The organism is Burkholderia sp. A2, assembly GCF_001729305.1.
GTDB lineage: Bacteria > Pseudomonadota > Gammaproteobacteria > Burkholderiales > Burkholderiaceae > Burkholderia > Burkholderia sola.
Genome location: NZ_LZXX01000087.1, coordinates 138,155 through 150,345, shown reverse-complemented (window position 1 = coordinate 150,345; position 12,191 = coordinate 138,155). Strand labels below are relative to the sequence as shown.

The window sequence follows — 12,191 nt, the reverse complement described above, 5'->3', positions numbered from 1 at the left end:
TGCGCACGGCGGCGGGCGCCTCGCCGGCGCTGCTGCGCCGCACAACGATGCTACAGAAAAAACGGCCGGCACGCTTTCGCACTGCCGGCCGTTGGTCCGCCTGTCCGCTTACTGCTGCGGCGGCGTATCCGACTGCGCTGCCGCCGCTGCTTCATTCAGCAGCGCCTTGGCCGACAGACGCACGCGACCCTTCTCGTCCGTCTGGATCACCTTGACCTTCACCTGCTGGCCTTCCTTCAGGTAGTCGTTGATGTCCTTCACGCGCTCGTTGACGATTTCCGAGATGTGCAGCAGGCCGTCCTTGCCCGGCAGCAGGTTCACGATCGCGCCGAAATCGAGCAGCTTGAGCACCGTGCCTTCGTACACCTGGCCGACTTCGATTTCAGCGGTGATCTGCTCGATGCGCTTCTTCGCTTCGGCCATGCCTTCGCTGCTCGTGCTCGCGATCGTCACGACGCCGTCGTCCGAGATGTCGATCGTCGTGCCCGTTTCTTCGGTCAGCGCGCGGATCACCGAACCGCCCTTGCCGATCACGTCGCGGATCTTTTCCGGGTTGATCTTGACCGTGATCATGCGCGGCGCGAATTCCGACAGTTGCGTGTTCGCACCCGACACAGCCGACGTCATCTTGCCGAGGATGTGCATGCGGCCTTCCTTCGCCTGCGCGAGCGCGACCTGCATGATTTCCTTCGTGATGCCCTGGATCTTGATGTCCATCTGCAGCGCCGTCACGCCTTGCTCCGTGCCGGCCACCTTGAAGTCCATGTCGCCGAGGTGATCTTCGTCGCCGAGGATGTCGGTCAGCACCGCGAACTTGTTGCCTTCGAGGATCAGGCCCATCGCGATACCCGCGACGTGCGCCTTCATCGGCACGCCGGCGTCCATCAGCGCGAGGCAGCCGCCGCACACCGACGCCATCGACGACGAACCGTTCGATTCGGTGATTTCCGACACGACGCGGATCGAGTAGCCGAATTCGTCGGCGCTCGGCAGGCACTTGACCAGCGCGCGCTTAGCCAGCCGGCCGTGGCCGATTTCGCGACGCTTCGGCGAGCCGACGCGGCCCGTTTCGCCGGTCGCGAACGGGGGCATGTTGTAGTGGAGCATGAAGCGCTCGCGGTATTCGCCTTCGAGCGCGTCGATGATCTGCTCGTCACCCTTCGTGCCGAGCGTCGCGACGACCAGCGCCTGCGTTTCGCCGCGCGTGAACAGCGCCGAGCCGTGAGTACGCGGCAGCACGCCGGTGCGGATCTCGATCGGGCGCACGGTGCGCGTGTCGCGGCCGTCGATGCGCGGCTCGCCGTTCAGGATCTGCGAACGGACGATCTTCGCCTCGATGTCGAACAGCACGTTGCCGACCGTGGCCTTGTCGGCCGCGACCGTACCGGCCGCCAGCGCGTCTTCCTCGAGCTTCGCCGACGTCGCCGCGTAGACTTCCTTCAGCTTCGCCGAACGCGCCTGCTTGTCGCGCAGCTGATAAGCGGCGAGCAGATCGTTCTGCGCCAGCTCGGTCACGCGTGCGATCAGCGCCTCGTTCTTCGGCGCCGGCTGCCAGTCCCACTCGGGCTTGCCGCCGTCGCGCACCAGTTCGTGGATCGCGTCGATCGCGATCTGCATCTGCTCGTGGCCGAACACAACGGCGCCCAGCATCACTTCTTCCGACAGTTGATCGGCTTCCGACTCGACCATCAGCACGGCGCGCTCCGTACCCGCGACGACGAGGTCGAGGCTCGATGCCTTGAGCTGGTCACGCGTCGGGTTCAGCACGTACGTGTTGTCGATGTACGCCACGCGCGCGGCACCGACCGGGCCGTTGAACGGCAGGCCCGACACGGCGAGCGCGGCGGATGCGCCGATCAGCGCGGGGATGTCCGCCGGGATTTCCGGGTTCACGGACAGCACGTGGATCACGACCTGGACTTCGTTGTAGAAGCCTTCCGGGAACAGCGGGCGCAGCGGACGGTCGATCAGGCGCGACGTCAGCGTTTCATGCTCCGACGGACGGCCTTCGCGGCGGAAGAAGCCGCCCGGGATCTTGCCGGCCGAGTAGGTCTTCTCGAGGTAGTCGACGGTCAGCGGGAAGAAATCCTGGCCCGGCTTCGCCGACTTCGCGCCGACGACGGTTGCCAGCACGACGGTGTCTTCGACGTCGACGATCACGGCGCCGCTCGCCTGGCGGGCGATTTCACCGGTTTCGAGGCGCACCTTGTGCTGGCCCCATTGGAATTCCTTCACGACCTTGTTGAACATGGACATGGTTGCTCCTTTGTATTCATGCATTTCATTCGCCGCGCCGGCCATTCCGCGCGGCGGCGTCCCGACCGAATCACCCGGAGCAAGGTGTGTTTTTTATGCCATTCCAGCGCGGCGCTCATGCAGCGACGCGCTGGAATGACACAAATCCTGCCCCGGTATCGGTCGTGGCGGCGACCCCGTACGAACGTGCGGGACCGCCTGCGATGCGTGTGACGCTACGCACCGCGCAAAAACAAAATGCCTGTATCAGCGGACTGACACAGGCATCTTGCTGGCGGCAATCGCCTCGATTACTTACGCAGACCCAGCTTCTCGATCAGTGCGCGGTAACGGTCGGCATCCTTGCCCTTGAGGTAGTCGAGCAGCTTGCGGCGGCGGCTCACCATGCGCAGCAGGCCGCGGCGGCTGTGGTGATCCTTCGCGTGGGTCTTGAAGTGACCCGTCAGTTCGACGATACGTGCGGTCAGCAGTGCGACCTGGACTTCGGGCGACCCCGTGTCGTTGGTACCGCGGGCGAACTGAGCAACGACTTCCGACTTCTTGATATCTGCAACAGACATGTGATTTCCTTTCTAACTGAACAGGCGGACACGGAAGAATGGCCGTGCCGTGACTTACAACCGGCGCGCATTGTAGCACAACTCGGTGCCATTCTTGGCGCTTCCCGTCACGGGCGCGTCATCGAGCACGTCGACGGCATCTCCGTGCGTTGCGCCGGCACCGCGAGCACCGTCCGGAAGCCGTAGCCCGACCCCTCGTTGTCGAAGCGCACGCCCGGCGTGCCGGCCTTGTCCATTTCCATCACGTAAAGGGGCTGGATCAGCTGGTGATCCTGCGCGCGCATCCGCGACGCGTGGAAGCCGTCGTCGAACGACAGCCCCTCGAGCGCACGCGCGACCGCGACGGGGTCGGCCGACCCCGCGCGGCTCATCGCGGCGCCCAGCATCTGGATCATCTGGCTCATCCGCCGCACCGGGTAGTCGTCCTGCGCGGCAGGGAAACGGGTCCGGAACGCGCGGTAGAACGCGTCGGACGGGGCGCCGCCCGCGTTCGGGTGCCAGTCGGCCACCGCCACGACGCGGCCGACACCCGCGTCGCCCAAGGCCGCCGGCGCGCCGAGGCTGTTGCCGTAGAACGTATAGAATTTCGCGTTCAGCCCTTGTTCGCGCGCGGCCTTCACGAGCAGCGTGAGGTCGTTGCCCCAGTTGCCGGTCACGACGGCGTCCGCGCCGCTGGCACGGACCTTCGCGATATACGGCGAGAAATCCTTGATCCGGCCGATCGGATGGAATTCGTCGCCGGCGATCGTCACGTCCGGGCGCCGCACGGCCAGCGCCTGCCGCGCGAGGGTGCTGACGTCGTGACCGAAGCTGTAGTCCTGGTTCAACAGATAGACCTTGCGCAGCGCCCGATCGCGCGCCATCACGTCCGCGAGCGCCGCCATCCGCATGCCGGCATGCGCATCGAAGCGGAAATGCCAGAAACTGCAGCGCGCGCCGGTCAGCGCCGGATCGTCGGCCGAGTAGTTCAGGAACAGTATCCGGTTGTCCGGATCGCGTGCGTTCAGCTTGTCGAGCGCCGCGACGAGCGCGGCCGCGACGGCCGAGCTGTTGCCCTGCGCGACGAAGCCGACATGCCGGTCGGCGGCCGCGCGCAACTGCACGAGCGCCTCCTCCGGGCTACCCTTGCTGTCCAGCACGACGAGCTCGAGCGGATGCGCGCCGTCGCGCAGCTTCACGCCGCCCGCCGCGTTGACCTGCTCGACGCCGAAGCGCAGGTTGCGCTCGACCGCCGCGCCCGCGTTCGCGAACGGGCCCGACATCCCTTCGATCAGCGCGATCCGCACCGGCTCGCCGCCGGCAAACGCGGACGACACCAGCATCCACCCCGCGCTCCACGCGAGCGCGCATCGCTTCCATCCCTGCATCGGCCACCTGCCCTTCAATCTGCCCGAGAAGCGCGGATCATAGGCCGCCGCGCCCGTCGCCCGCAAGCGCGACGGCCCGCGATCCGCACCGATTTTTTCCGCCCGATGCGCGATCGCGCGCCGTCCGTGATAAAACGGGACTTGTTTCCGTGTTCTGGAGAATCCGATGCGCTTTCGCATTCCCGCGCGCCTGCCGGTGCTGGCCGCCTGCGCGGCCGCGCTGCTGGCCGGTTGCGCGCAACCGTGGCAGCAATACCAGGCCGGCCAGGACGAATCGGCGATCGTCGCGCGCATGGGCCCGCCGCGCGAAATCTACGACCTGCCGGGCGGCGGCAAGCGCCTGATGTGGCCGACCCAGCCGATGGGCGAGATCACGGTCGCGGCCGACGTCGACGCGGCCCACCGGATCGTCAACGTGCGCCAGGTGCTGCAGCCGAGCGAGTTCTATCGCGCGGAGATCGGCAAGTGGACGAAGACCGACGTCCTCGTCAATTTCGGACGCCCGGTCGAGACCGCCTACTTTCCGCTGATGAAGCGCGAGGTGTGGACGTACCGGTATCTCGAGGACAACGTCTGGTACATGATGTACAGCTTCTACTTCGATCCGCAGGGCATCCTGCGCACCACGCAGAAAACGCCGGATCCGCTGCACGATCCCGATCGCCGCAATCTGTTCTGACCGATTGCGCATTGACGCGCAATTGTCGCAATGGCCATTCACGAATAATTGCGTGAATGGCCATTTCATTTTTTCCGTCGCCTTATTTAATTTCACGAATAAGACGGAAAACTTTTCCGATCATTAACGTTTCGATGGCAATACCCTGAACCTCCCGTCATGCGGGCGCCTGCTCATAAACAGGCATGCCCCGCGCATCTCATGCGTCTCGCTGGTGCATGCAATGCACTACGCCCAGTCAATTTGAAACAATTTGTTTCAACCCACCCGGAGTGCTAGGGCATACCCCTAATATCAGTCGAAATCGAACCTTTCAACTTAGAAAGAATGTCGGTACGCCATTTCGATCGATATTTATTCGCCTTGTTCATAAAGGAGTCCTCATGAACCGCCCCAAGAGCATGCTGGTTGCCAACATTGCCTGGGCCCGCGAGACGCGCGAACACGCGCCCGGCTTCTTCGACGCGCTCACGCGCGGCCAGAACCCGCGCGTACTGTGGATCGGCTGCGCCGACAGCCGCGTGCCGGCCGAAACCATCACGCACTGCGCGCCCGGCGAGCTGTTCGTCCATCGCAACATCGCGAACCTGTTCCAACCGGACGACGACAATTCCGCCAGCGTGCTCGAGTACGCGGTGCGGGTGCTGAAGGTCGACCACGTGATCGTGTGCGGTCACTACGGGTGCGGCGGCGTGCGCGCATCGCTGCTGCCGCCCCCCGCCGACCTGCCGCACGTCGCGCGCCGCATCGCACCGCTCTGCGCGCTCGCGCGGCGCCATCGCGACACGCTCGACGGGCTCGACGACCTGGCCGCCGCCGATCGCCTCGCCGAGCTGAACGTGCTCGAACAGGTGCGGCTGCTGCGCGCGTCGCCGATCGTGCGCGGCCGCGAACGGCCGCCGCTCGTGCACGGCTGGATCTTTTCGCTCGCCGACGGCCGCCTGAAGGAGCTCGATTCCGGCTATGCAGCACCGCCGGCCGAAGCCGAGCCCGAGCCCGTTGCTGCCGCTGCGCTCGGTTGACCCGCGCCCTGCCTCCTCCACGCCAACGAAACCGCCCAACCATGAAACTGAACGAGCGCCTGTCCACCCTGCCGCGCGACATCGTCGCCGGCATCGTCGTTTTCCTCGTCGCGCTGCCGCTCTGTCTCGGCATCGCCAATGCCTCCGGCGTCGAACCATTCGCCGGGCTCGTGTCCGGCATCGTCGGCGGCATCGTCGTCGCGCTGCTGAGCGGGTCCTCGCTGTCCGTCAGCGGGCCGGCCGCCGGCCTCGTCGTGATCGTCGTCGAAGGCATCGCGCAACTCGGCAGCTTCTCCGCGTTCCTGCTCGCGGTGCTGCTGTCCGGCGTGCTGCAATTCGGCTTCGGCATGCTGCGTGCCGGCCGCTTCGCCGCCTACGTGCCGTCGCCCGTCATCAAGGGCATGCTCGCCGCGATTGGCCTGCTGCTGATCGTGAAGCAGGTTCCGTTCGCATTCGGCATCGGCGGCACGGCCTCGCAATCGTTTGCGAACTGGCTGGCGCAGCCGACCGCATGGGCCGCCACGGCGATCGCGCTTGCGTCGCTGGCGCTGCTGATCGCGTGGGACACGCCGGCACTCAAGCGCTTCGCATGGGTACGTTCGGTACCCGCCCCGCTTGCGGTCGTCGTGCTCGGCATCGGCGCGACGCTCGTGCTCGGCATGGTCGCACCGGCGGCCGCACCGGGCGCCGCACATCGCGTCACGCTGCCCGAATTCGACTCGTTCGCGGCGCTCGCGGCATCGCTCAAGCATGCGGAACTCGGTCCGAACTTCGCGCACCTGGTCAATCCGGACGTCTGGCGGGTTGCGATCACGCTCGCGGTCGTCGCGAGCCTCGAGACGCTGCTGTGCCTCGAAGCAGTCGAACAGATCGATCCGAAGCGGCGGCCGACGCAACCCGATCGGGAACTGAAGGCCCAGGGCGTCGGCAATCTGGTCGCGGGCGCGGTCGGCGGCCTGCCGATCACGTCGGTGATCGTGCGCAGTTCGGCCAACGTCAACGCCGGCGCGCAAAGCCGGATGTCCGCGATCGTGCACGGGATCCTGCTGCTCGCGAGCGTGTTCGCGCTCACCGGCCTGATCAACCTGATCCCGCTCGCGAGCCTGGCCGCGATCCTGATCCACACCGGTCTGAAGCTCGCGAAACCGGCGCTGTTCCGCTCGGTGATGAAGCAAGGCCCGGCCGCGTTCGCGCCGTTCGCCGCGACGATCGTCGGCGTGCTCGCAGTCGATCTGCTGTTCGGCATCGCGCTCGGCCTCGCGTGCAGCGTGCTGGCCGTCGCCGTCGCGAACCTGAAGAGCCCCGTCACGCTCGCGCAGCATGACGACCACTTCCTGCTGTCGTTCCGCAAGGACGTGTCGTTTCTGGGCAAGGTGCAGGTCAAGCACCACCTGCGGCACATTCCGGACCGGGCGGCGGTGATCATCGATGCGACGCGCGCCGACTACATCGATCACGACGTGCTCGAGCTGCTCGATGCGTTCGTCGCCGATGCGCCGCGGCGCGGGATCGCGGTCGAGTTCCGCCGTCGCCAGCCGGCGGCACGCGCGGCGGCGCGCCGCTGGCTGTTCCGCGCGCCGGCCGCCGAATGAGCGGCCAATGAAAAAACGCCCCGGCGGCGCAGGGCCGCACGGGGCGTTTCGGGGCTACGTCATGCGCGCGGCGCTTACGAACGCTGCGGGTTGACCTTGTCGTCCTTCGAGTGCAGCTTGTTCAGCGCGGAAATGTACGCCTTCGCGGACGCGGCGACGATATCCGGATCGGTGCCGACGCCGTTGACGATCCGCCCGCTCTTCGACAGCCGGACCGTCACTTCGCCCTGCGCCTGCGTGCCGGTCGTGATCGCGTTCACCGAATACAACAGCAGCTCGGACCCGCTGCCGACTTCGCCCTCGATCGCATTGAACGTCGCATCGACCGGGCCGTTACCGCGTGCCTCGCCGGTCACTTCCTTGCCTTCGACCGCGAACACGACCTTCGCCTGCGGCTGCTCGCCCGTTTCCGAACGCTGCGACAGCGACACGAACTTGAAGTGCTCCTGCTCCTGCGCGAGCGCCGATTCCTCGGACACGATCGCGATGATGTCCTCGTCGAAGATCTCCGCCTTGCGGTCGGCCAGATCCTTGAAGCGCATGAACGCGGCATTCAATTCGGCTTCGCTGTCGAGCGATACGCCGAGTTCCTGCAGGCGCTGCTTGAACGCGTTGCGGCCCGACAGCTTGCCGAGCACGATCTTGTTCGCGGTCCAGCCCACGTCTTCCGCGCGCATGATCTCGTAGGTGTCGCGCGCCTTCAGCACGCCGTCCTGGTGAATGCCCGACGCGTGCGCGAACGCGTTCGCGCCGACCACTGCCTTGTTCGGCTGCACGACGAAACCGGTGATCTGCGACACGAGCTTCGACGTCGGCACGATCTGCGTGGTGTCGATGCCGACGTCGAGGCCGAAGTAGTCCTTGCGCGTCTTCACGGCCATCACGATTTCTTCAAGCGACGTGTTGCCCGCGCGCTCGCCGAGGCCGTTGATCGTGCACTCGATCTGGCGCGCACCGCCGATCTTCACGCCCGCGAGCGAGTTCGCAACCGCCATCCCGAGGTCGTTGTGGCAATGCACCGAGAAGATCGCCTTGTCCGAGTTCGGAATGCGTTCGCGCAGCGTCTTCACGAGGTTGCCGTAGAGTTCCGGCACGCCATAGCCGACCGTGTCGGCGATATTGATCGTCGTCGCGCCTTCGGCGATCACGGCTTCCAGCACGCGGCACAGGAAGTCGAGGTCCGAACGGCTGCCGTCTTCCGGCGAGAACTCGACGTTGTCGGTGAACTTGCGCGCGAAACGCACCGCGAGACGCGCCTGCTCGAACACCTGGTCCGGCGTCATCCGCAGCTTCTTCTCCATGTGCAGCGGCGACGTTGCGATGAACGTGTGGATCCGCGAGCTGTTGGCCGGCTTCAGCGCGTCAGCGGCGCGCTGGATGTCCTTGTCGTTGGCCCGCGCCAGCGAGCAGATCGTGCTGTCCTTCACGAGACCGGCGATCGTGTGGATCGCGTCGAAATCGCCGTTCGAGCTGGCGGCGAAGCCGGCCTCGATCACGTCGACCTTCATCCGCTCGAGGTGCTTCGCGATGCGGATTTTCTCTTCCTTCGTCATCGACGCACCCGGCGATTGCTCGCCGTCGCGCAACGTCGTATCGAAAATGATCAGCTTGTCTGTCATGGGGGGCTCCAGGGCTCTTTATACGGAAGTCAAACGTAATGAGATCGCGCCACCGCTGGCGACGCTCAACAACAGACGAGGCTTGAGACGGAGGGCGAGAACGGTCAGCGCGGCAGGCGCGCCAATGCTAGCGCGCGTAGCGGCGCACCGGCTAGAAGGAGGGAGAGGCGGGAAAATGCAGTCATGCCGAAGACTATAGCGACATTCCGTTGGCCGCGCAATCGGACGGCACCCGGGAATCGACGCGCCCGGCCCCAAAAAAGGGGCAAATAAAAACGGCGGCCCCCAAGGCCGCCGTTCCGGGCAGATCACGGATCGCGCGTCGGCGTCAGTGATCGCGCTGCGACGAGCGCGCCGGATTCGCACGCCCGCGGACGGCCATGTAGGCCCAGAACACGTAGCCGGACAGCCCGTACAGCACGAACAGGCAGAACAGCATCAGCGGCGGATCGGACGACACGAGCACGAACGCGACGACGACGAGCAGGATCGCGGCGAACGGCACGCGGTGCCGCACGTCGAGCGCCTTGCCGCTGTAGAACGGTGCGTTCGACACCATCGTCACGCCCGCGTAGATCGTCAGCACGAACGCGACCCACGGCAGCCAGCCGAGCTTCATCGGCACGCGGTTGTCGGTCGCGAGCCAGACGAAGCCGGCGATCAGCGCGGCGGCGGCCGGGCTCGGCAGCCCCTGGAAGAAGCGCTTGTCGACGCTGCCGATGTTCGTGTTGAAGCGCGCGAGACGCAGCGCGGCGCCCGAGCAATAGACGAACGCGGCGAGCCAGCCCCAGCGGCCGAGATCCTTCAGCACCCACTCGTACATCACCAGCGCGGGCGCGACGCCGAACGACACCATGTCGGACAGGCTGTCGAACTGCTCGCCGAACGCGCTCTGCGTATGCGTCATGCGCGCGACGCGCCCGTCCATGCCGTCGAGCACCATTGCCACGAAGATCGCGATCGCGGCGATCTCGAAGCGGACGTTCATCGCCTGCACGACCGCGAAGAAGCCGCAGAACAGCGCGGCGGTCGTGAATGCGTTCGGCAGCAGATAGATGCCGCGCGTCTTCAGGAACCGCTGGCGCGCCGCGCGGCGGCTTTCGAGCGGCGCCGCATCGGGCGCCATCACCTTGTTGCGGCGGAACGGGCGTGGCGTCTGGCCGGAGCCGTTACGCGGCCGACGCGGTTTGAATGCGGCCATTGTGCCCCCGCCGCTTACTGTTCGAGCTCGGCGAGGATCGTCGACGACGCGTAGACCTTCTCGCCGATCGACACCTTCGCGCGGCTGCCGAGCGGCAGGTACACGTCGACGCGCGAACCGAAGCGGATGAAACCGTAGCGCTGGCCGCGCGACAGCGGCTCGCCGGCGCGCACGTAGCAGAGGATCCGGCGGGCGATCAGGCCGGCGATCTGCACGGACGTGACGGTCTTGCCGCTCGCCGTCTGGATCACGACCGCATTGCGCTCGTTCTCGGTCGACGCCTTGTCGATCGCCGCGTTCAGGAACGCGCCCGGGAAGTACTCGACCTTGCTGATCGCGCCATCGACCGGCGAACGCTGCGAATGCACATTGAAGACATTCATGAACACGCTGATCTTCAGCGCTTCGCGGTTCGCGTACGGATCCTGCGCGGTCTCGACCGCGACGATGCGGCCGTCCGCCGGGCACAGCACCGCGTTCGGCTGCGCCGGGATCGGGCGCTGCGGATCGCGGAAGAACTGGACGACGAAAACGAGCAGCAGCCAGAACGGCCACGCGAAGCCGAAGCCCCCGACGGCATGGATCAACAGCGCGACGACGGCTGCAATCGCGATGAACGGCCAGCCTTCGCGCGCGATGATCGGATGAGGATAGTTCATGGATTCGTTCTGTGTTCGGTGAATTGCAAAGCCCGTAGCATAACAAAAGCCGCCCGGGGCACTGCTGCCTTCGGACGGCTTTTTGATGCCGGCCCTCCGCTTGAAGGGCCGGAACAGCACGTTTTGCTGCTGAACGGTGCTTAGTTCTTCGTCTGGTCGACGAGCTTGTTCTTCGCGATCCACGGCATCATCGCACGCAGCTTCGCGCCAACCTGCTCGATCTGGTGCTCGGCCGTCAGGCGGCGGCGCGACTGCAGCGTCGGCGCACCTGCCTTGTTCTCGAGAATGAAGCTCTTCGCGTACTCGCCCGTCTGGATGTCGGTCAGGCACTGCTTCATCGCCTTCTTCGTCTCTTCCGTGACGACGCGCGGGCCGGTCACGTATTCGCCGTACTCGGCGTTGTTCGAGATCGAGTAGTTCATGTTCGCGATGCCGCCTTCGTAGATCAGGTCGACGATCAGCTTCAGTTCGTGCAGGCACTCGAAGTACGCCATTTCCGGCGCGTAGCCGGCTTCGACCAGCGTCTCGAAACCGGCCTTGATCAGCTCGACGGTACCGCCGCACAGCACGGCCTGCTCGCCGAACAGGTCGGTTTCGGTTTCTTCACGGAAGTTCGTCTCGATGATGCCGGCACGGCCGCCGCCGTTCGCCGCCGCGTACGACAGCGCGATGTCGCGCGCCGCGCCCGACTTGTTCTGCGCAACCGCGATCAGGTGCGGCACGCCGCCACCTTGCGAGTACGTGCCGCGCACGGTGTGGCCCGGCGCCTTCGGCGCGATCATGATCACGTCGAGGTCGGCGCGCGGAATCACCTGGCCGTAGTGGACGTTGAAGCCGTGCGCGAATGCGAGCGCCGCGCCCTGCTTGATGTTCGCGTGGACTTCCTTCGCGTACACGTCGGCGATCTGCTCGTCCGGCAGCAGCATCATGACGACGTCCGCGCCCTTCACTGCTTCGGCGACTTCCTTGACCGACAGGCCGGCGTTTTCAGCCTTGCTCCACGACGCGCCGTCCTTGCGCAGGCCGACCGTCACGTTCACGCCGCTCTCCTTCAGGTTCAGCGCGTGCGCATGGCCTTGCGAGCCGTAGCCGATGATCGTGACTTGCTTGCCCTTGATGAGGGAGAGGTCGGCGTCTTTGTCGTAGAAAACGTTCATGATGGTTCCTTCGCTAATTCAAAAAATTCAATAATTCGTTCGGATGGAGTACTGCGGGCCGGGACATGACGGCGCACCC

The 12,191-nt window shown here is 65.7% G+C and carries 10 protein-coding genes; 3 read left to right on the top strand and 7 right to left on the bottom strand.

Annotated features, from left to right (window positions below; all coding sequences use genetic code 11):
- Window positions 1–108: 108 nt before the first annotated feature.
- From pnp to A9Z05_RS11250, 3 genes are all read right to left on the bottom strand, one after another.
- The gene (gene pnp, locus A9Z05_RS11260; RefSeq protein ID WP_069618160.1) at window positions 109–2,256 is read right to left on the bottom strand and encodes a polyribonucleotide nucleotidyltransferase; all 2,148 of its coding nucleotides are present in this window, start codon (window positions 2,254–2,256) and stop codon (window positions 109–111) included.
- Between the two features lie 290 nt (window positions 2,257–2,546).
- A complete protein-coding gene (gene rpsO, locus A9Z05_RS11255; RefSeq protein WP_006398792.1) occupies window positions 2,547–2,816 on the bottom strand; it encodes a 30S ribosomal protein S15 in 270 nt (89 codons plus the stop codon).
- A gap of 107 nt (window positions 2,817–2,923) precedes the next feature.
- Window positions 2,924–4,183: a branched-chain amino acid ABC transporter substrate-binding protein gene (locus tag A9Z05_RS11250; RefSeq protein ID WP_069618159.1), complete on the bottom strand. Its 1,260-nt coding sequence runs from the start codon at window positions 4,181–4,183 to the stop codon at window positions 2,924–2,926.
- Window positions 4,184–4,349: 166 nt separating this feature from the next.
- On the opposite strand from A9Z05_RS11250, the gene A9Z05_RS11245 reads away from it, so the two are divergent.
- The 3 genes from A9Z05_RS11245 (at window position 4,350) to A9Z05_RS11235 (ending at window position 7,476) form a co-directional block, all read left to right on the top strand.
- Window positions 4,350–4,862 carry a hypothetical protein gene (locus tag A9Z05_RS11245; protein ID WP_069618158.1) on the top strand — a complete coding sequence of 171 codons (513 nt, stop codon included), beginning with the start codon at window positions 4,350–4,352 and terminating at the stop codon, window positions 4,860–4,862.
- Between the two features lie 383 nt (window positions 4,863–5,245).
- Window positions 5,246–5,884 carry a carbonic anhydrase gene (locus A9Z05_RS11240; RefSeq protein WP_069618157.1) on the top strand — a complete coding sequence of 213 codons (639 nt, stop codon included), beginning with the start codon at window positions 5,246–5,248 and terminating at the stop codon, window positions 5,882–5,884.
- 41 nt (window positions 5,885–5,925) lie between these two features.
- Window positions 5,926–7,476, top strand: coding sequence for a SulP family inorganic anion transporter (locus A9Z05_RS11235; RefSeq protein ID WP_069618156.1), 1,551 nt, complete (start codon window positions 5,926–5,928; stop codon window positions 7,474–7,476).
- A gap of 74 nt (window positions 7,477–7,550) precedes the next feature.
- On the opposite strand, the gene A9Z05_RS11230 is transcribed toward A9Z05_RS11235, so the two are convergent.
- From A9Z05_RS11230 to ilvC, 4 genes are all read right to left on the bottom strand, one after another.
- Window positions 7,551–9,095, bottom strand: coding sequence for a 2-isopropylmalate synthase (locus A9Z05_RS11230; RefSeq protein ID WP_069618155.1), 1,545 nt, complete (start codon window positions 9,093–9,095; stop codon window positions 7,551–7,553).
- Window positions 9,096–9,423: 328 nt separating this feature from the next.
- Entirely contained in the window at window positions 9,424–10,296 is an 873-nt protein-coding gene (gene pssA / locus A9Z05_RS11225) for a CDP-diacylglycerol--serine O-phosphatidyltransferase (RefSeq protein ID WP_069618154.1), read from the bottom strand.
- Window positions 10,297–10,310: 14 nt separating this feature from the next.
- Entirely contained in the window at window positions 10,311–10,955 is a 645-nt protein-coding gene (locus A9Z05_RS11220; RefSeq protein WP_006478253.1) for a phosphatidylserine decarboxylase, read from the bottom strand.
- Between the two features lie 140 nt (window positions 10,956–11,095).
- Window positions 11,096–12,112, bottom strand: coding sequence for a ketol-acid reductoisomerase (gene ilvC / locus A9Z05_RS11215; RefSeq protein ID WP_034190794.1), 1,017 nt, complete (start codon window positions 12,110–12,112; stop codon window positions 11,096–11,098).
- Between the last annotated feature and the right edge of the window lie 79 nt (window positions 12,113–12,191).

Bases quoted from the DNA above. Each gene is read 5' to 3' on its own strand.
- pnp (WP_069618160.1), bottom strand. From the start codon at position 2,256: ATGTCCATGTTCAACAAGGTCGTGAAGGAATTCCAATGGGGCCAGCAC.
- rpsO (WP_006398792.1), bottom strand. From the start codon at position 2,816: ATGTCTGTTGCAGATATCAAGAAGTCGGAAGTCGTTGCTCAGTTCGCC.
- A9Z05_RS11250 (WP_069618159.1), bottom strand. From the start codon at position 4,183: ATGCAGGGATGGAAGCGATGCGCGCTCGCGTGGAGCGCGGGGTGGATG.
- A9Z05_RS11245 (WP_069618158.1), top strand. From the start codon at position 4,350: ATGCGCTTTCGCATTCCCGCGCGCCTGCCGGTGCTGGCCGCCTGCGCG.
- A9Z05_RS11240 (WP_069618157.1), top strand. From the start codon at position 5,246: ATGAACCGCCCCAAGAGCATGCTGGTTGCCAACATTGCCTGGGCCCGC.
- A9Z05_RS11235 (WP_069618156.1), top strand. From the start codon at position 5,926: ATGAAACTGAACGAGCGCCTGTCCACCCTGCCGCGCGACATCGTCGCC.
- A9Z05_RS11230 (WP_069618155.1), bottom strand. From the start codon at position 9,095: ATGACAGACAAGCTGATCATTTTCGATACGACGTTGCGCGACGGCGAG.
- pssA (WP_069618154.1), bottom strand. From the start codon at position 10,296: ATGGCCGCATTCAAACCGCGTCGGCCGCGTAACGGCTCCGGCCAGACG.
- A9Z05_RS11220 (WP_006478253.1), bottom strand. From the start codon at position 10,955: ATGAACTATCCTCATCCGATCATCGCGCGCGAAGGCTGGCCGTTCATC.
- ilvC (WP_034190794.1), bottom strand. From the start codon at position 12,112: ATGAACGTTTTCTACGACAAAGACGCCGACCTCTCCCTCATCAAGGGC.